Annotated in this window: 16 protein-coding genes and 1 tRNA gene; 11 read left to right on the top strand and 6 right to left on the bottom strand. The window is 53.9% G+C overall.

The genetic code is table 11. The features are described from left to right. Window positions 1–75 precede the first annotated feature (75 nt). Window positions 76–1,440, bottom strand: coding sequence for an MFS transporter (locus tag Q8902_10865; protein ID MDP4200056.1), 1,365 nt, complete (start codon window positions 1,438–1,440; stop codon window positions 76–78). A gap of 112 nt (window positions 1,441–1,552) precedes the next feature. Between Q8902_10865 and Q8902_10860 the strand changes: the two genes are divergently transcribed. From Q8902_10860 to Q8902_10830, 7 genes are all read left to right on the top strand, one after another. Continuing rightward, entirely contained in the window at window positions 1,553–2,428 is an 876-nt protein-coding gene (locus Q8902_10860; protein ID MDP4200055.1) for a hypothetical protein, read from the top strand. 75 nt (window positions 2,429–2,503) lie between these two features. Then, window positions 2,504–3,916: a DUF4115 domain-containing protein gene (locus Q8902_10855; protein ID MDP4200054.1), complete on the top strand. Its 1,413-nt coding sequence runs from the start codon at window positions 2,504–2,506 to the stop codon at window positions 3,914–3,916. A gap of 11 nt (window positions 3,917–3,927) precedes the next feature. Then, complete coding sequence (locus Q8902_10850) at window positions 3,928–5,568, top strand: sensor histidine kinase (protein MDP4200053.1); 1,641 nt, start codon at window positions 3,928–3,930, stop codon at window positions 5,566–5,568. Continuing rightward, a complete protein-coding gene (gene ligA / locus Q8902_10845) occupies window positions 5,565–7,616 on the top strand; it encodes an NAD-dependent DNA ligase LigA (GenBank protein ID MDP4200052.1) in 2,052 nt (683 codons plus the stop codon). Before Q8902_10850 ends, ligA begins: the two co-directional genes overlap by 4 nt. A gap of 43 nt (window positions 7,617–7,659) precedes the next feature. Further along, window positions 7,660–8,715 (top strand): hypothetical protein, encoded by a 1,056-nt coding sequence (locus Q8902_10840; protein ID MDP4200051.1) that lies wholly within the window; start codon window positions 7,660–7,662, stop codon window positions 8,713–8,715. Between the two features lie 121 nt (window positions 8,716–8,836). Further along, entirely contained in the window at window positions 8,837–12,229 is a 3,393-nt protein-coding gene (mfd, locus tag Q8902_10835; protein MDP4200050.1) for a transcription-repair coupling factor, read from the top strand. Between the two features lie 96 nt (window positions 12,230–12,325). Beyond that, window positions 12,326–13,036, top strand: coding sequence for a hypothetical protein (locus Q8902_10830; GenBank protein ID MDP4200049.1), 711 nt, complete (start codon window positions 12,326–12,328; stop codon window positions 13,034–13,036). Here Q8902_10830 and Q8902_10825 read toward each other — a convergent pair. From Q8902_10825 to Q8902_10815, 3 genes are read right to left on the bottom strand one after another with little or no spacing between them, the layout of a single operon-like run. After that, window positions 13,033–14,712, bottom strand: a complete 1,680-nt coding sequence (locus Q8902_10825; GenBank protein MDP4200048.1) for a tetratricopeptide repeat protein — start codon at window positions 14,710–14,712, stop codon at window positions 13,033–13,035. The two genes, Q8902_10830 and Q8902_10825, sit on opposite strands and share 4 nt — an antisense overlap. Further along, entirely contained in the window at window positions 14,709–15,206 is a 498-nt protein-coding gene (locus tag Q8902_10820) for a hypothetical protein (GenBank protein MDP4200047.1), read from the bottom strand. Before Q8902_10820 ends, Q8902_10825 begins: the two co-directional genes overlap by 4 nt. A 35-nt stretch (window positions 15,207–15,241) precedes the next feature. Then, window positions 15,242–16,000, bottom strand: a complete 759-nt coding sequence (locus Q8902_10815; protein ID MDP4200046.1) for a hypothetical protein — start codon at window positions 15,998–16,000, stop codon at window positions 15,242–15,244. 266 nt (window positions 16,001–16,266) lie between these two features. Between Q8902_10815 and Q8902_10810 the strand changes: the two genes are divergently transcribed. The 4 genes from Q8902_10810 (at window position 16,267) to Q8902_10795 (ending at window position 18,364) form a co-directional block, all read left to right on the top strand. Beyond that, a tRNA-Val gene (locus tag Q8902_10810) sits at window positions 16,267–16,341 on the top strand. A gap of 34 nt (window positions 16,342–16,375) precedes the next feature. Beyond that, window positions 16,376–17,053 (top strand): rhomboid family intramembrane serine protease, encoded by a 678-nt coding sequence (locus Q8902_10805; protein MDP4200045.1) that lies wholly within the window; start codon window positions 16,376–16,378, stop codon window positions 17,051–17,053. 143 nt (window positions 17,054–17,196) lie between these two features. Continuing rightward, complete coding sequence (locus Q8902_10800; protein ID MDP4200044.1) at window positions 17,197–17,817, top strand: HRDC domain-containing protein; 621 nt, start codon at window positions 17,197–17,199, stop codon at window positions 17,815–17,817. A 193-nt stretch (window positions 17,818–18,010) separates the two neighbouring features. Next, a complete protein-coding gene (locus Q8902_10795) occupies window positions 18,011–18,364 on the top strand; it encodes a hypothetical protein (GenBank protein ID MDP4200043.1) in 354 nt (117 codons plus the stop codon). 16 nt (window positions 18,365–18,380) lie between these two features. On the opposite strand, the gene Q8902_10790 is transcribed toward Q8902_10795, so the two are convergent. Both Q8902_10790 and Q8902_10785 read right to left on the bottom strand, forming a co-directional pair. Beyond that, window positions 18,381–18,743, bottom strand: a complete 363-nt coding sequence (locus Q8902_10790) for a hypothetical protein (GenBank protein MDP4200042.1) — start codon at window positions 18,741–18,743, stop codon at window positions 18,381–18,383. A 367-nt stretch (window positions 18,744–19,110) separates the two neighbouring features. Beyond that, the coding region (locus Q8902_10785) for a hypothetical protein (GenBank protein ID MDP4200041.1) at window positions 19,111–19,953 on the bottom strand (843 nt) is incomplete at its 5' end.

Here is a 19,953-nt window from a genome sequence, read left to right as displayed (position 1 = left end):
GTAGCGAATGAAGGAGCTACGTTTAAAACAGGCGAACTCATTACACAGTGCGTGCAAACCGCAATGTGTCTAATCTCATCCTTTCGAAATCTGTTCCGCTTGGATTACCTGTTGTTCCCCGGCAAGCAGGGCTTCCAGGGCTTCGCGTGGTAACGTACGTAGCCGAGGGACGTTCCGCAGGTAGAGCATGGCCGGAACCGCAAAACAGAGCAGCACCGCCGCATTGATCCGGAAGGCGTCCGCAACGCCTAAAAACTGGGCAAGCCAACCGGCAAATAGACTCCCGAACGGGAACAGCCCCGCAAATGCCAGCGTGTAGATGCTCATGACACGACCCCGAAGATGATCGGGTGTCCGGCGCTGAAGAGTCGTATTTGCCGTTATGAAAAAGGTGATGATGCCCCAACCAATACAGACGAGAGCGACGACAGCCATCCAGATGGAAAGCGCGAACGATAGTGTGACAAGTCCGACGATAAATGCTCCGAGTCCAACAAAGAGCATGCGGCGAGCATCGAATCTACTGCCAAATGCCGCTTGCGAAAGCGCTGCCAACAATGCACCAGCACCATTCGCAGCAAGCAGTGCACTATAGACCGAGGATCCACCACGAAGCAGGTGGTCGGCCACGACTGGCAAATTCACCGTATAGCTCCATCCGAAGAGAGTCATTCCCATGACGAGGAACATCAGCGCGCGCAATTGGGGAATTCGGTTCAAGTATGCAATACCTTCTTTCATAGCGCTCCAGCGCGTGACATTTAGAGCTCGTTTCCGGATCTCTAGGCGATCGAAGCGCATCATCATGAGCCCTAGTATCACCGCAATATACGAGATCCCATTCAGGAAGAAGCACATGTCGATCGAGAGCGCGTAGATAATATATCCGGCGAATGCTGGGCCAATCAGGCGCGCAGCATTGAAGACTGCCGAATTGAGGGCCACGGCATTTGTCACGTCTTCCTTGCTAGCCATTTCCACGACAAATGCCTGGCGCGTTGGCATATCGAATGCGTTGACGATCCCAAGCAGGAAATTCGCGATGCCAATTACCACAACCGTGGCATTGCCGGTCCAAATCGCTACGGCAAGCAAGATGGCCTGCACCCCAGCCGCAGCTTGGGTCCAGACGAGGATTCTGCGTTTGGGGTGCTCATCGGCGAAGGTGCCGGCCAGCACAGAGAAAAAGAGTACTGGGATCGAACCCAAAAAGCTGACAATACCGAGCGTCATGGCGTTCTTCGTCAGCGAATAGACGAGCCAGGCCAGCGCGGTATTTTGCAGCCACGTGCCGATCAGCGAAATGAGTTGACCGAAAAAGAAAAGACGATAATTCGGATGGCGGAGCGAGCGGAATGTTCCGCTGAGCAAATTTTGTGGTGCATGCTTCAGCTTGCGCCAGCTCACATCGGGCAATAATGCTTTTCCATTGAATTCCATTCGTGTATTGTGTCCGGTGCTACGTGCGTTGACACGGGCAGGTTTCCAGAGACCGTTTGGGAATTCTGGCCTTCTGATAAGACTTATGTATTGACTAAGCCAGATCGAACCCATGATGAGTCAGTCAAAATCCACCCTACCAAACTTCGATACTCTTTGGAATTATGGAGATCCCGGCGAGACGGAGCGGCGCTTTCGTGAGCTCCTGCCAGCCGCTGAGTTGTCGCATGATGCGGAGTATCTCGCCCAATTGCTGACACAGATCGCCCGTTGCGAAGGACTCCAGGGCAAATTCGAGATGGGCCATGCCACGCTAGACGCAGCCGAGCAACTGATTTCTAAGCACGATCTACGACTTGCTCGTGCCCGGTACCTCCTTGAACGTGGCCGAGCGTATAACTCATCCAATCAGCGCGAGAGCGCTCTGCCACTCTTTCATCAAGCATACGATGTCGCTTCTGCGCTGAATGAGAGCCGTTATGCTGTCGATGCAGTCCACATGATTGCGATCGCGGAGGTTGAGCCAGCGATCCAGCTCGAATGGAATTTGAAAGCGATCGCGCTTGCCGAAGCGACAAACGAGCGGGGATGGCTCTTTGCACTGTACAATAATGTTGGCGAGACATACCTCTCGCTTGGAGAATATGATTCAGCCTATGATTATTTCTCGCGACTTGCCGCGTTGCAAGCCGAGCGTACGGGTTCGCCGGATATGTACACAGTGAAAGATCGTGCAAAGGCCGCGCGGCTCGCTGGACGGATGCAAGAATCCCAAACATTGATGCAACCCATCCTGGATCGTCTTCTAACAGAGGGCAAAGACGACGGTTACATTCGCCAGGAGCTTGCGGAGGCACTCTATTCACTGGGCAAGGGTGAGCTGGCTGGTCCCCATTATGCCATGGCTTTTGAATTGCTTTCGGTAGACGATTGGGTCGTCCAAAACGAACCGCAGCAACTCCAACGCATGCAGAGACTCTCCAAGTAGTCTTTAGCTTTGTTCATTCTTTCATCGAATTTGAACCAACGCTCGCGCCCTGTGCGTTCATGCTTGAGGTAATGCATGGTCACTGACGAACGGTTTCAAGCATTGGGTGAGGAATTGAGACGGGCACGCATCGCGCGTGGCCGTTCGCTCGATGATATTGCCGCGACGACCAAAATTCACCGGCGCCATTTGGAGGCGATTGAATCTGGCGATTTGACCCGAATACCGCAGGGTCCCTATGTCAAGGCGTTTGTTCGGGAGTTCGCTCGCGCTGTCGGAGTGGCTGTGCCAAATGAGTTTGCCTTATTGCCGGGAGCACCACCTGCCTCCCCGAAGGATCCAAAGGTGGTGAGCCATTTAGCCGGCGAACGATCGGCGCCCATCTCCGATGTTGCGCGCGAAACAGCACGGATGGCGAACACCGCAGTCCGGTCGGCCGTCAAATCAGTCACTAAGACGACGGAAAGTGTCGTTCAAATGGTCGAGACTGGTGGGAAGGAGGCCATTGAAGTCTTGACTTCCAAAAGCCTCTGGGATGAGGCCGAGAATGTTCGGCGTGAACGGCACGGCTTGCCACCCCTTCCGATTGAACAGAAAGCTTCGGAGATTCCCATCGAGGAAGCAGCATCAGTATCGTCACCACGAGTACGTCCGGTTCGAACAATTTCCAAACGTGCGACTTATGGTGTGATTGCGTTATTGGCATTGCTCTTTGGTACCGCGATATTCTTTGCGATTCGCATGTATCGGACCGAAGGTGCGAGCACTGCCGTCAAAGGAGAGTATATTCCCGCGCCCGTTGAAACCCCAACCCCTTCGCCGGGCAAGAAACGTACAGCAAGTTCAAACACGGCAGCCACGACTTCGCCGACCGTGCCTATTAAGGACTCGATCCACTTCATCCTTCGGGCGACGCAGCCAGTCTGGGTTTCGATTGCACCAGATGGCGTGCCGGCATATCGGGGCCAGCTTCGTGCGGGAGAGACTCGCACGTTTCGTGCAGCCGAGAAAATCCTGCTGGACATCGGCAATCAGAAATCTGTTGAGATGCAGCTCGACGGTCAACGGCTCTCGAACCTGCCAACTATTCAAAATTCAAGCGTCGTAATACGCGGCTTGGTGTTGATGCGAAACCACGTCAGTCTCGGGGGACGAGAATTGAACTGGAAGTCTCTGACGAGTGTGCCTACTCCTGCGGCTCCAATTGTTGCTGCTCCAGCCGCGCCAATAGTACCAAAGAGCGTACCGGGGAAAGCTCCATCGAAGGCCAAGCCAACCGCGAGGACAGTAAAGACACCCAGTATACAGCCGGTGCGGCCCGTTCCGGTTAAGAATGGCACCAAGCCCCAGCTAAAGCCATCGCAGGCTAAGAATTCCCCCTCGAATCTTCCGTCGGCGACTCCGAAGTCGAAGCAACCCAAGAGCAAACGGAGCAAAGGACCGACCACTGAACTCCACTCCGTTGAACCTGTCCCGCCTGGTCCATAGGTGTGAGCCGCATGTCATACGATGCCATTGCTGAACTTCTCGCACTCAACGAGCCTGATTCCAGGCTCGTATCGAGGGCCTGCCGTTTCGGCCAGATTTGCGCCTTGTTGGCGCTGATGATTGTACTGACAATCCCGGCAAATTGGATATCACCGCTTCATGTTCCTTGGCTGGAACTTCCATCATTTACGCTGGCTCACTTATCCAGTGTCATTTTTTTTGTAACACTCGATCTTTCAGCGTTGCTGCTCTATCAAACGAGGGCCGTTCGGTTACTTCCGATTTTGTGGGCAATCATTCTTGTTATTTATAGTATTATTCTGATCGAATATCTTACGCCAGGTGAGCTTCCATTTGCGGAGTATATTCGATTTCTCGATCCGGCTGAAAACAATAGCAAGATTTCGCCGAACGGTGCACTATGCATGTGGTTCCTCTGCATTGGGCTCTGGCTGACAACCCGAGATAGTACCCTAGCCACCCGAATTGGTCAGGCATCCTGCTTGGCCGCAGCACTTATCAGTGCGCTTGCATTGATTGGGCATGCTTACACGATTGAGTCGCTCTATGGGGTTGCTGATTATAGTGCCTTGTCGTTGCCGGGATCCATGTCCTACTTCCTCCTCTTTTGCGGTATTCTGTTCATCCATCCGGAAAAGGGGATGATGCGGCTGCTTGTGACGCGCAGCGCAGCTGGCGTCATGACGCGGAGGCTCTACGGGCCGGTCATTGTGATTCCTCCGCTGCTCGGGTTTTTCGGGTTGGTTAGCGCCGAGCTGTGGAAATGGTATGATCTGCCCTTCGGAATCGCGTTATTTGCCATTTCCAGCATTCTCTTATTGGCAATTGTCGTAGCCACCACCTCGGTTCGTCTCGAGCAGACTGACCTTTCTCGTGCGAAAGCGGAATCAGAGCTTGGCAGCACGATCGTCGCGCTCGAAGCATCTCGCCGGCAGTTGCGGGAGCTTTCCGCCCATATTCAGGAAGTCCAGGAAGACGAGCGCCTTCGCATCTCTCGTGAAGTCCATGATGAACTTGGACAATCGCTCACGGCGATCAAGATGGACGTGGCACTTTTGCGCAACAGCCTCCCTGCCAGCCAGTTAGGAACCGGATCGGCAAATTCGACAGAAGATGGGCGGCCGAGCGTGCAGCATCGAATGGACTCGATGCTTTCACTTGTGAACTCGACCATTCATTCGGTCCAGAGAATTTCGGCCGAATTGCGACCAAGCCTTCTGGATGATCTCGGCCTTGCTGCTGCCATCGAGTGGCAGGCTCGTCAGTTTGAAGACCGATCGCAAGTCAGGACGACGCTTAACATTGAGGAGGTTTCTCTCGATCGTCCCCGCTCCATCGCAATCTTTCGGATCTTCCAGGAGACCCTGACCAATATCGCCCGACATGCAAATGCCACCACTGCTTCTGTTCGGTTGTATCACGCGGATGGCTCGCTGGTCCTTCTGGTACAAGACAACGGCGTTGGATTCGACGCAAACGAGAAAACGGATTCTCCATCTCTGGGATTGATGGGCATGCGTGAACGGGCGCAACTGGCTGGAGGTACGCTCCTTCTCGAGAGCGAACCGGGCAAGGGGACTCGGGTTCAGCTTACCATGCCCCTGACACCCGAGCCGAACCACACGACATGACACAGGCACAGGCAGATCGAAGGCTTGACGAGCTCCGCAATGAAATTCGGGAGCACGATCGGCTCTATTTTGTTGAAGCGCGTCCGCGCATCAGCGATCGAGAATACGATCGCATGATGGAAGAATTGCGCGATCTCGAAACGAAATTCCCGGAGCTTATTACTCCAGATAGTCCAACGCAGCGCGTCGGTGGCGAGCCAATGAAGCTGTTTCGTCCTGCTCAGCACCATGTCCCAATGCTTTCACTGGCCAACACATATAGCACCGACGAGGTAAAGGCATTTGCGAAGCGCATCGAAGATCTGCTCGGGCGCGAACCGGTCGCCGGGTACACGTGCGAATTGAAATTCGATGGTGTTGCGATGAGCTTGCTCTATTCCGAAGGTCGATTGGTGCGCGGTGCAACGCGTGGTGATGGCACTACTGGTGATGATGTTACGGCCAACGTACGGACCATTCGATCGATCCCATTGGCATTGCAGCCGGATTTGGGTCATGCGAAAGGTACGTTCGAGGTCCGAGGCGAAATATTCATGCCGCTCGAAGGATTTCGGCGGCTCAACGAACATCGCGAGCAGGAAGGTGAACCTCCATTTGCGAATCCACGCAATTCCACGGCCGGTACGCTCAAAACGCTTGACCCGCGCGAGGTCGCAAAGCGTCCGCTTGAATTCAGCGCATACCAATTGCGCTTTGATGATGAGGCTATCGAGCGTTTGCCGGATCTGGATACGCACGCGAAGCGGCTTGCCCTCCTGCGCGAATTCGGATTTCCAGTTTCGAAAGAGACGCAAGTCGTCTCAGGCACGGAAGGGATCATGGAGTTCGCGATGCACTGGCAGGAGCATCGCGAGGAGTTGCCATTCGATATCGATGGCGCAGTCATCAAAGTTAATTCCCTCACCGAACAAGATCAGATCGGGTTCGTCGCGAAGTCACCACGGTGGGCCATTGCCTATAAGTTCGAGACCAAGCAAGCTCGCACTCGATTGCTTGGCATTACACTCCAAGTCGGAAGGATGGGTACGATCACGCCTGTTGCTGAACTGGAGCCGATAGGCTTAACCGGCATTACCATTCGCCGTGCTACACTGCATAACGCTGATGAAATCGAGCGTAAAGATATTCGGATTGCGGACACCGTCATTATCGAGCGTGGGGGGGAGGTTATTCCAAAAGTCGTTGGTGTCGATGCCACGCAACGGTCATCCGATTCCGTGCCATTTAATTTCCCTCGCGAATGTCCCGAATGCGCGAGTAAACTTGTCCGACCGCCGGGTGAGGTGAACTGGTACTGCGAAAATCCTGAATGCCCCGCACAGATCATTGGACGTATCACCCATTTCGCCTCGCGCGGCGCGATGGATATTGCCGGGCTTGGCGATCAGTCTGTCGAACAATTCGCGCAAGCTGGGCTTCTGCATTCTGTCGCAGATATTTACGATCTGCCACAAAAGCGCGCCGAACTGATTGAACTACCTCGGATGGGTGAGAAGAAGGCCGATAATCTTCTTTCCGGTATCGAAGCTAGCAAACAGCGGCCGGTCTCCCGATTTTTGTTTGGGCTTGGCATTCGGCATGTCGGTACGAGTGTCGCGAAGCTATTGATCGATGAATTTGGCTCGATCGATGCGATTGCGGAAGCGTCCGAAGAAGCAATCGACGAAATACCGGGTATCGGTCCTGAAATCGCGGCTAGTATATTTGCCTTTTTCCGCGAACGACGCAATCAAGACTTGTTGCACCGCATGCGCCAGGCAGGACTGCCATTCAAGGGCGAAAAGAAGCTGCGACCTGTCATCAATAGTGAGGGGGATGATTTCTTTGCCGGCAAGACGTTTGTCCTTACTGGCACACTTGCAACAATGACACGCGATGAAGCCAGAGAGAAGATCGAATTGCGCGGCGGAAAGGTTAGTGGGTCAGTCAGCAAGAAGACCCATTACGTTGTCGCGGGTGTGGAAGCTGGTTCGAAACTCGAGAAGGCCAATGAACTTGGTGTGAAGGTCCTTACTGAAGAAGACTTTTCTCGCGAATTGAATACCTAAGGTTGTTCTCATAGTTTGATCATTCGACTTTTATTCTCAATTTGTGATTCCATCCCGCCCTCTTTCGCTCGTTGACATCATCGGTGAGACCCTCTCGATCTCATTCCGGATTTTTCCGCGATATGCGCTATTACTGTTGATTCTCATTCTGCCGGGTATCTCACTCTTCACATACGGCACCAGTGAACTCTCCAGTCAAGCTCTCGTTCGCGCGCGGAGTGATCTGGCACTCAATGATTCGGATGTCACATCGCTTCGGAATGACTTCCGTGTTTGGATGGCGAAACAAAATCCAATGATCGAGCAGGAGGAGCGCATCTTTGGTGTTCCGGATACGATCCTCGCGCCGGGGAGAGTCTCGTTGCATCAGGTGCGGGAATATTTTGAATCCAACCTATCGCAATTCTCGAACGCTTGGGTGCTTCTCGGCGCGGGAGGCCTGCTCCTTTTGCTGGGTGCATTCGGATTGCTGTCATCCACGATCGATCTCGCCTGTCAGTATTTTGAAGAACGTGGACAGAATGTGGCCGAAGCTCTTCGGTCAAGTATTGCCAGACATCTGTGGATATTGCTTGGACTGTATCTAGTTTATTTTGTTGCCGGGCTTTTGGTCGATGTACTATTTGGTCTTACGGCCGTTCTTCCGAATAGCGTTCAGGCATTTTTCGGAAGTATGATCACGGTTATCGAGATTTACATTGGCATTCGACTTTTCGCGACAGTACCTGCGGTTATCAGCGAGGAGATTGGGCCCATACCAGCCTTGCGCCGTAGTTGGCGGCTTACACTCGGACATGGGATCCGCATTTTGGGTACCTCAGTGGGTTTCGGAGTAATTCTGTTCCTTGCCGCAATCGTGGTCAGTGTTATAGCTGGTTTCGCCTTTGGCGATGTCATTGAGTGGTGTAAGGAATTTCTGACCGCTCAGGTCGTTACTGTTCCATGGATACTGAGGTCCTTGCCAGGCTTTCTTTGGCAGTTGGCGGGAGAAATTACGGTGTTCATTCTGCTTCTCGGAGCATTTTTCCCTGTATTCGTGACGGTATTTTACTATGATCTTCGTACGCGGCGTGATGGGGCGCTGGTGTATTTAGACTAAGTCCGCACCAAGCGCGCACGGCCTTTGTTGAAGGGCGGCTTAACGCAAAAACCAGCGGCACGCGGTGGGAGCTTGGCTTTCATCGCGTGGCTGCATTCAGCCGTTTTAAAGAACTCGCATCGTGACCCCATTTTATCGCCTGCTTTCTCCGCTCCTCAAAGAGTTGCCAGCCTTTGAATCGCTCCGGCGTGCCCTGAAGGGCATGGATGCCAGCGCCGAGATGCATCTCACGAATATCCCGGCTTCGCTCGACTCGCTTGTTGTCGCATCCGCGTGTGAAGCGCTCGCTCGTCCATTCCTGCTGCTCAGCGAAGACGCCGAAACGGCTGAGCGGCTCTATGACGATCTCGCGCGACTCATGGGGGAAGAGCGTCTCGCGCTCTTCAGCGAAGGGGCTCACGCATCGTTGCTTGCGCGCGAACGCCAAAAGCGAACACAGACTGCCGAGGCGACCGCACAATTGCTCGAAGCCATCGATCGCCTTGCCCGAGCCAAAGGTCCAATCATCACAATTGCAGATGCCGCAGCGATGGCCTTTCCCCTTCCGCGACGAGATGCATTCGCAGCAGAATCCATGACAGTGACCGTGATGGAATCCATCGGCTTTGAAACGCTGGTCACATGGCTCACGAAGCACCACTTTGAGCGCAAGCAATTCGTCGAGTCTGCTGGTGATTTCGCAGTTCGCGGTGGTATTGTCGATGTCTTCCCTTATACCGAGACGCTTCCAATCCGTATCGAGTTCTTCGGTGATACGATCGAAAGCATGCGCGCATTTGATGCCGTCAGCCAGCGCTCGACAGGAGGGCGTGGAACGCTCACGCTCGTGCCGAACGCCCTGACCGAATCCGGAGAGATCCGCGACGCGACGATCTTCGATTATCTCGCGGCAAACACCGTGATCGTTACCTTCGAACCGTCGCGCGTTCAGTCGGCGCTCGAAGAAAGTGGCGCCCCGAAGGACTCCCTCGGACCAATCCAACAATTTGCGCGGCTCTCTATTGAAGCATTTCCGGCAACAGGTGTCAGCACGATCGATTTTGGTGGACGCTCACAACTGAGCTACAATGCGAATCTCAAGCTGATTCGCCAACACTTCGCGGACCTGGCCTCCCGCGGCACGAGCGCAATCATCATGTCCGAGACGAAGGACCTCTCAAAACGTCTGCGCGATCTGCTCGATACGGAAGAATCCACTGAGTCCACTCCCGTCCACTCCGTCCAGTACGTCGAGCCATCCCTTTCGCATGGATTCCAGGTTGGGCCGGCGGCAGTCTATGCCGAGCACGAGTTGTTCGGTCGTAAGCGTGAGCGTGGCGCTGCCGCGCGCAAAAAAGCCGCTCGCACAAAAGGCATTTCGCTCCGCGAACTTCGCGCACTCAAGCGCGGCGATTTGTTGGTGCACGAAGATAAGGGCATCGGCAAGTTCATGGGCCTCGAAACGATCGAGGTCGTTGGAAAAAAGCAAGAGGTCGTCCGGCTTGTCTATCGTGACAGTGATGTGCTCTTTGTCAATCTCGATTATATCGGCCGCCTCTCGAAGTACTCTGCTGGAGAGACAAAAGATTCGGAGCCGAAACTCTCGAAGCTTGGAAGTGCCGAGTGGCAGCGGACAAAAGAGAAAACCAAGAAGCGGCTCAAGGACATCGCCCGAAATCTAATTCAGCTCTACGCCAAGCGCAAACAAGCGGAAGGATTCGCGTTCAGTCCCGACGATATCATTCAGCGCGAGATGGAGGCGGCCTTCATGTATGAAGACACTCCAGATCAGGCCAAAGCCAGCGCGGAAGCAAAGCATGATATGGAGTCGCGGCATCCAATGGACCGCTTGATCTGTGGCGATGTCGGATATGGCAAGACCGAGGTTGCATTGCGCGCCACGATGAAGGCCGTGCTCGATAAGAAGCAAGTGGCTGTGCTCGTGCCGACAACGATTCTCTCCGAGCAGCATTTCCGTTCGTTCTCGGATCGTCTCGATCGCTTTGGAGTCAAATGCGCATCGCTTTCGCGGTTTCGCTCGAAGAAGGAGCAGACCGCGATCCTGAAAGATCTCGCCGAGGGCAAGATCGACGTGCTGATCGGCACGCATCGCATTCTATCCAAGGATGTCATATTCAAGGATCTTGGATTGCTGGTCATCGATGAAGAGCACCGTTTCGGAGTTGCTGCGAAAGAGAAGTTGCGCGAGCTTCGCGCAAATGTCGATACACTCACGCTTACAGCCACGCCGATTCCTCGTACGCTGAATTTCTCCCTGCTCGGCGCGCGCGATCTTTCGATCATGGAAACGCCGCCTCGTAACCGGCTGCCGATCATGACGGAAGTGCTTGCGGGATACGACGAACATGTTATCGCAGAGGCATTACGGCGCGAGCTTTCGCGTGGCGGCCAAATTTATGCTATCCATGATAAAGTCCATGATATCGACTTTTTTGCCAACAAACTTCGCGAAGCTGCACCACGAGCACGCGTTGGCATCATCCACGGACAATTGCCCCCAAGCTCGATTGAAAAGATGATGCGCGATTTTCTCGAAAAGAAGATCGATATTCTGGTTGCAACCAAGATTGTGGAATCCGGTCTCGACGTGCCGAATGCGAACACAATCATCATCAACCGCGCACAGAACTTTGGCCTTGCGGAGCTTTATCAGCTTCGAGGCAGAGTCGGCCGCTCGAATGAACAGGCCTACGCCTATCTCATCGCGCCTCCGGTGAATCAGCTGTCGCAGGATGCCTTGCGCCGTTTGGAAGCCATGGAAGAATTCTCCGAACTTGGTGCGGGATTCCAGCTTGCGATGCGCGATCTCGAAATTCGAGGCGCCGGCAATCTGCTCGGCGCCGAGCAATCCGGCTTTATCGCCGATATTGGTTTCGATCTTTACCAAAAGACCGTAGAAGAAGCGGTGGAGGAGATCAAGCGCGAGGAATTCCGCGAACTGTTCAAGGATGATCTCGCGCGCGAGGCGAAAACTGCATTTGGCCGGAAGCGGCTTTCAGGCGAGGGCGATGTCAGCGTTCAACTCGGCATGACCGCGCTCATTCCAGAGACATACATCGAGGATGATGCCGAGCGGTTCGGATTCTATCAACGTATGGCCGCCGCCACAACGGACGCGCAACTCGAGGAAATTTCACGCGAACTGCGCGATCGGTTCGGTCCCATCCCAGAAGAAGCAATGACGTTGCTCGGTGTTGCACGAGTGCGCGAGCGCGCAAAGCAGCTCGGCGCGCGCAATGTGATCTTTGAAGAGCAGACTCGCACGCTTCGCATTCTGCTCCCACCGCAAGACGAGGCCTTTTACTATCAGCATACTTTCCCACTTGTGCTCGATCGGTTTTCGCTTGTCGGACAGCAGAATATCCGCTTGCTGAGCGAGGGCAAACTCCTGCGACTCGTCGTTCGCCTTCGCATGACCGAGGATGGCCCCGACCGACTCAAGGAGATAGAAGAAGTGCTTGCGAAGCTCACTCCGGAGACGATCTCAACCATTCCGGCAACCGCAAGCCCGTAGAGAATAAGGATTCGGGCAGAATGTTTTTCTTTATGGCAATTCTTTCGCAATAGAGGAGTGTTTGAATCACCGACTCTATCTTTCTCCCAAGATCCTATGAAAACGGATAGTATAGTCTCTCTCATTATCGTTGTGTCCATCCTCGGTGGCTGTCATTCTGTCACCGCTCCACAGTCTGGCATTGTGGCAGGTCACGTTCGACTCTTTGACAATAATCGCTCTCTTGCCAGCGACCTGAGCGGAGTCTCTGTTTCCGTCGAAGGTACGGCGCTGACTGCGACGACGAACGCGCTCGGTGAGTGGCGTATCGATAGCATCCCCGCGGGAAACAAGGTAATCGATTATGTCAAAGCAGGCTATGCATTCTGGAAAAGCGGCACGGCTGGCGATGGATCAGCCGATACCACAGACCTATTTCCTTCGCAGTCCGGCACTGTCACACTGAGCGACGCAACGCACGATGCATCTGCACATACGACAACGATCACGGGTGTGGCATCAGGAGTGACCGAGATCTCGCTTCCTTTTTGCTACTTTAGCAAGAGTTCTAGTGCAGTCGCGTCGTCGACAACTCACGTAAGCATCCCTAAGCCCTACGATCAGCTCCGATCCGTACTTGACGACAGCATTTTACTAGGACAAGGGTTCAACCATGGCGATACCATCTATGTCATTGGACGGGTGGATATTACGGGGTACAAATCGCTTGGCTGTTACGAATACGATACGACGATTTCGGGACAGTCCCTCCGAGTTGCGGCCGGCGCGGGCCCGGTTTCGAACATGCTGAAATTCGTGCTCAACTAGTTCACCTCATCGGCACTCATCGGAATCGGTTCTCCCTTCAACTCGGCGATCCTCTTTCGCAATTCGAATTTTGGAATGCGAGAATAGAGTGCCTCATAGCCCGTAAGAGCTGCTATTTGGTGGACTTCCTCTTCAGCGCCACGGAGCTTCCAAAGCCAATAGTGAAGACTGGCAATACGCTCGTCGTCTCCTTCGTGCTGCAGCATAGTCTCGAGGGTATTCAATGCTAAGGTTGCCTCGCCCTGAGCGGCCTGAGTACGGGCAAGAATAAGCGTTGCAGTAAAGCGCTTCGCCGGATTGGAATTGGTGTTGCCAATTGCAAGCGCCTCTTCTGCAACTGTTCGGGCCGCATGGAGAACGGCGTCGCGCCAACTTACTGATGTTTCGTTGAGGTCTGCGAGATGCTGATTCAACCAGTTTGGGCAATCGTTAAGATGCAGCACCTCGAGATAAATGGCACCAATCTCACAGAGCCATTCAGTGACCAATTCATGGCTTTCAATTGCTCTGTGTCCCTTCTCGCCCTCCTGGAGCAGCGCAAATGCTTCTTCATACTCTCCAAGTCGAAGATGGATCCGACCGAGATCAGCCTGTGCTAACGCAATCCCTCGCTTATCGCCAAGCGGTTGAGAGATCGCTAACTTATCACGGAAGAACTGAGCGGCGCGAGCATACTGACCTTTTTCGAAATAGATATCCCCGATATTACCAAGTGCAAGGGCCTCCGCTCTCCTATCCCCGATCACCCGTGCCATATTCAAATGTTGTTCGAATGCAGACATCGCACGTGCATGATCGCCTTTTCGGTAGTATACGGTGCCAGCGTTGAAGAGCGCCTTGGACATCGTCTCGCGCGCACCAAGTCCCGAAGCTATTTCATATTGTCGTTCGAGATACGGCAGCGCCTCGTCATATTGGCCAACAAAGACCAATGCAGCACCGATATTCCCTCGCGCAAATGCTTCTTCGAGTCGATCGTTGCAGGACCGGGATATTGCGAGTGACTGATTGTAGCACTCGATCGCCTTGTCGTGCTCACCGAGTAAGACATGGATATGTCCCATCCGTGAATATGTTCTCGAGACACCTAGACGATCATTCAGCTCTTCCTTGACTTTGAGTTGCTCGCGGAAACATTCCATCGCCCTGCGATATTCTCCTTGATTCCATAGCAGCATACCTATATTACTTTCTGTTGCAGAGACACCCGCCTTGTCACCGTTTTGCCTGGCCAAATCCAGGGAAATCGAATATTCCGCGAGAGCTTCGTCGTTCTGTCCGATCCGCCAATGCGTTATCCCCATTCGAAGGTGGGCGTTTTGCAACTGGCGGGGTGAACCATGCGCCGTTGCCCATGAGAGCAACTCGACAGTCAATTGCTGACTGAAGGTCCAATTCGCACGATCATCGAACAGGAGACTCACATCGGGCACTGCATCTGCCCATGCTCGAGGATTCAGAGCTTTAAGTGCGGCGAGACGCGTGCGATAAAGCTCCTCGATATCGGTGCCATGCTCGTGAACGGTACGGATTGACGACAGCAAGTCAGATCGGGCCTCGCTTCGATAGAGGCGGAGAAATACCGGGATGTTCGCGAACACAGATGCCAGCCGTTCATGCTCGCCAGCTCGTTCGAGCTGATAGGTTACTTCCCGTGCAAGACGAAGCGGGATCATGCGTGATTCTCGAAGTACGGCGGCCGGGGATTTTCGCGCATCCGGGTATCGATGCGCTCGGCCAGCCATTGGAAGTATTCGGCAAGATAAGGATCCGGATTCTTCTCGCGCATATCGAGGATCGCAGGACGAGATTTTTCCCACGCAGTTGAGACGAAGGAGCCCAAGGTCTTATCAACCAAGTCGAGATCGATCAGCCCTTCGGCCACGAGAATTCCGAGAGACTCCATTTCCTGAGAGAGCTGGATGAAAAGTACCTGTTCGGCGGACGGGAGCGCGTAGAAGTCATCGCGAGTCGAGTACATCGTACCCCGGCTGAATGACTGCAGCAGCTCAGCGAACTCTCTCGTCTGGAAATTCCTGATCGTTTCGAGCGTCAGTCGTTCACGTCGATCTCGTGCCGCGGCACGGACTTGCGCAAGTCCAAAGACCAACGCTACAATGAAAGATAGAGCAATTGCAGCATTCGCAGCAAGCGTAATGGTCGTCTCCATTGCCGCAAATATACGGAATCAATGGAAGCGAAGCACTATCCCAAATTGATATGCACGCAGCCGGGTTCGCGGACGATGCCGACGATCTGCAAATCCGCGTTGCGGGCGAAGCTCGATCGCGAAAAATTCGCGAGCAGCGTACGCAAGTGGCTGAGATCATCCGAAATGAAGTCGATCGCAAGTCCCTTAAGGTGCATGGACGTACGGACATTCGCACCGGGCACCGGAGCTGGCGCATTGATCGGAACTCGCCGTGCGGTGAGCCAATGCCATGCCTTGAGCCAGATTTTCGTATCGAGCACGCTCGCTTCTTCAAGCTGCGGAAATTTTCGAGTAGCACCCTTTTCTGCAATGCGCTCTTTAATCAGCGCAAGCTGCCCCTCGCTGGTCCGCTTGCCGCTGGTCACGATGGCCCACTCGCCGCGCGAGGCGAGATACGCGCCAAATGCCTTGACAACAGAAGCTTGCTCAGGAGTCAGGTTCACTTCGGGATTTTTCGAAATGCTCGCGTTATCCACCGGAGAATTTCGTTCGGTTGTAATGCGAATTCCGAAAGCATCCGTAATGGGGGCCGCGGCCCGAGCAGCTGGGAGCGAAACCGGCACCGCCGCGTGAGCCATGCTTCGAGTGATGAGCGAATTCGCTGCCGAGGGATTCGAACCGAAGGAATCTAATCCGACGGGCGAAACTAATGCAATGGTCATCAGCAGCAGCGCTCCGGTCAAGCCGATGCGGGCCTTCGTCCATTCTGCAAGAGTTGTTCTCAGTCGTTTGGTCATTTCGAGATCTGTCATTGGCTCCTTAGTCATATTCATCTCAGTCATTCGGGCGATCATTTGCTATGCGTAGGACTAAGAGCAGAAAACCATGGTGATGTTCGTGAAATGGTGGTAACGGAAAGCAATGCGCTTTTGGCAATGGCCTAAATTCAACGCTTCGAATGGAAATGGCTGGCAGGATGAGCGATAAATCAGAAAGATTTGTCTGTCCAATGGCCCAACGAACCGCTGGAATAGCCGGAACCGCACTTGTCGCACCGAGGGTTAGTGGCCCCACAATCGGGCATTTAGCTCAGCTGGTTCAGAGCGTTCGCCTCACACGCGAGAGGTCATAGGTTCAAATCCTATAATGCCCACTTTCTTTCCGTTCATCCCTCAGCTTTACCTGAGATGCTCCTTCCCATCGGCGATGATAATCCGGAGCGCATGGCGTTCCCGATCGTCACTCTCTTACTTATCGCCGCCAACATCCTCGTATTTCTGCTCGAAGTCTCACGCGGCGAGGCATTTCTGATCCACTATTCGCTGATTCCCGCAGCGTTCTTTCATGGCCAGCAGCCAATCTTCAATTTGTTTTCCTCGATGTTCCTGCATGGCGGGTTCGCGCATATTTTCGGGAATATGCTCTATCTGTATATTTTCGGAGATAACGTCGAGGATAATCTCGGCAAGGTCAAGTTCTTCCTCTTTTACATGCTGTGCGGGGTTGCCGCTATGCTCGCGCAGGCGCTGGCGATACCGGATTCCACCGTTCCGAACATTGGCGCTTCTGGCGCAATTGCTGGCGTGTTGGCGGCGTACTTGATACTCTATCCCCGCAACCGCATTCGCGTCCTCATCTTTTTTCCATTCACGATGACCATGAGCGCATGGTTCGTCCTGGGGCTTTGGATCGCGACGCAATTGCTCTCGGGCTGGACCTCGACCTACCATCATGCCGCGACCGCACAGGGCGGGATTGCGTACATGGCACATGTGGGTGGGTTTTTCACGGGGGTCATACTCACCTTCGTCTTCCGTCGGCACGAAGCTAAACAGGGCACCATGCATCGGCTCGGAATGAGATGACAAATTGAGTACGATATCGCTACGGCATTTTGTCCTGATTCGAATTCTATTTGTCATCCGTCATTTGTCATTCCTCATGGAAGGCGGGCACTTCCTTGGAGATTACTCGTTACTCATCTCTCGTTACTTTTTACCAAACCACAATGGACGTAAAGATCAAGACTTTTCGCATTCAATCCTCCGCCGATGAGCAAACGCTCAACGATTTCCTCACTGGCAAGATCGTTCGGCATTGGAGCACCACCTACGAGCAAAGCCCTGAGGGCGGTGTCTGGAATGTATTCCTGGGCTACGAGATTCGAATGAACGAGAACCGCCCCACTGGTGGTGATCGCGATCGTCGCGACGCCCCGCGTGGCGCGACCAATCATGGCCGAGACGTCCGCCCAGAGCGGCGCGGCGACGATCGCCCACCGATGCGCGAACCTCGGGAGAAGACTCCACGCGAAGACTACGTCCCGCTGATTGCCGAAGGTGACAAGCCACTTTTCGAGGCAGTCCGCAAATGGCGAAACGCGCGAGCCAAGGATGAGCGAATCAAGCCGTTCGCGCTCTTCAACAACAAGCAACTCGAAGCCATCGTCAACGCGAAACCCGTGACTGCCGAGACGCTTCGGCCGCTCGCGCCTGATATGGACGATCGACTTTGGGAGCGCTATCACAATGAACTTCTCGGCTTCATGGAAGCCGCTGCCAGCATTAATGGTGGTGCCCATGTGGCTGAGACGACCCATCAGGAAGCTCCCGTGGAAGTGGCTGCCTGAGTTGGGCCTCGTAAACGGCTATGGGCTGCCTGTCAGCACGGCAACGGTGCAACGCACCCACCATGCAAACAGGCAGCCCCAATAACCCTGAAAGACGAGCCAAGGTAAGAGGAATATGTGTGCGTCTTTTCGGTGCAAAACTACTTCGTACCTGTTCTTTCCAGATTATCCAGCCTTTATCTCTTTGTAAACCATGGAGTGGCGATCTGAATGGGACTCCCGCCTGAAAAATCCTGGCGTTGTCCGTGAGCTGCTGGAAGTTCTGGCCAGCGACCCCGGACAGACTTTCGATTTGCTGTTTCACGCCGATTTTGCCGATCGGCTCCTCGGTGTCATGCGGCAAGCTGGGCCGCAATCCGAGGGATTTGGACGAATGCAACAAACCTTCGCCGAGACCGTAGAGAAAATTCGGAGCTTGATCGTTCTCGCCGCCAGTAATGGGTTTTCCTCTGCTGGCAGGTACACCGATCTTACGCCCGCGGCAATGTCGAGCATTCTGGATCTCAGTCACGACCTGTCGATGATCAAGCACAGCCAAATGGCATGATATACACCGTTTCCAATTAATCACTCCGCACGTGGAGCACCTCCTGATACCCGGCACACTCGATGAACTGGAGCAGGTCCATGACTGGACCCGCCGCCAGCTCGATCAGGCCTGCGTACCACCGGACCTTCAGCACAACGTGCTCCTGGCGCTTTCCGAATGTGTCACCAATGCGATCCGGCACGGCTGTCAGGAGTGCCGCACGCACAAAGTTAAGCTCGAGTGCCGCGTCGGCGATGGCGAGATCGCCTTCACTGTGCGCGATCGTGGCAATGGGTTCGCGCCTGAACTTGTACCCGACCCAACCCAGACCGCTTTTCTGCATCGCCCCGGTGGCAGGGGAGTCTACCTCCTGAAAGCCCTTTCGAACGACTCCCAAATCGAATCCTCCCGCGACGGCACCAGCGTTACCTTCCGTTTTAGCTGGAAGTAGTCGGCTCTCCTGTTCTCCCCGGCAACTGACGCCCTTGGCATCTCTCCAACATTCTTACTCGTCAACTCTATGTCTCTCAGACAGCACCAATAATTATGATTATTCTTTTTGTTTGTTTTTCATGAAGCGGTCGCGGTGTCTCTTAGATAGCCACAGTTTTCGTTTCGCAAACATGCCGAAAGCATACGGAATTCGTAATTCGTCATTGAAAGAAGAGACACACCTTCACCCTATATAACAAGGTTCGACACCCGCGGCATCGCAATTTTTCGATGAATTCTAATAAAATGTGTCAAGGCGCTCTGATGCCCGCTCATTGCCGTTGCCCTAGCAGCACCCAGCTTGTGCCGTTCTTGACGCCGACGATGCACAATGTATTGCCGCGATACGATGCTCCGCCCGCACCGTAAACCGGATTGTCTGGTTCGTAAAACTGGTCGTATCGCTTCCAACTCTTACCACTCCAATGCGCTACAACTCCCCATCCGCCAGCGACGAATAGATCGTTCGGGGACTGAGCTGCGAACCCAATACCGATATGATCGCCATTTGGCACTGTCCCATCCATCCACCACGGGCCATCATCGGTGCGACGGAAAACAGTTGACCCTGCGGCTGCCAAGACCTTGTGCCCCGCGCTATCGAACTCAACGACATCACCAATCCCGTAGGAATAGGCTGTTCCTGAAGTGGAAAGCTTATCTTCGGTCCAAGTTGTGCCATCAAAGTGCAGCACTTCTGACTCAGCAGTGTTTGGATTATATCCGGTAGCCCAAATATCCGTATCGCTCGAACCACGGATCACGTATAGATTCTCCTTCGTCGGCGTGCTCATCTTCGTCCAGTGGGTGCCATCGAAGTGAAGGATGGTGCCCGAATCGCCGACGAAGAACATTGCGTTTGAGGAGGTGCCCCAGGCCGAGTGAATTACTCCGTCATGTGGGTAATTCCAAACTCCTGTTTTTTCAAGACGAGTTTCGATGACAGCGGTGCCATTCCAATGATACATAATGCTTCCATCAATAATCCAGAAGTCATTATCGTTGAACCCGAAGATTGAAGCTCCACTCAATGCTCCGGGCGCATGGCCGTTGAGCGTTTCCCGGTTCCACGAAGTCCCATTGAACCGATGGAGGTCGCCATTCAAAGCGAGAAT

This window comes from Bacteroidota bacterium, assembly GCA_030706745.1.
Classification (GTDB): domain Bacteria; phylum Bacteroidota; class Ignavibacteria; order Palsa-1295; family Palsa-1295; genus PALSA-1295.
Note: the sequence above shows the minus strand (reverse complement) of the source record. Positions and strands in the feature narration are given on the sequence as shown.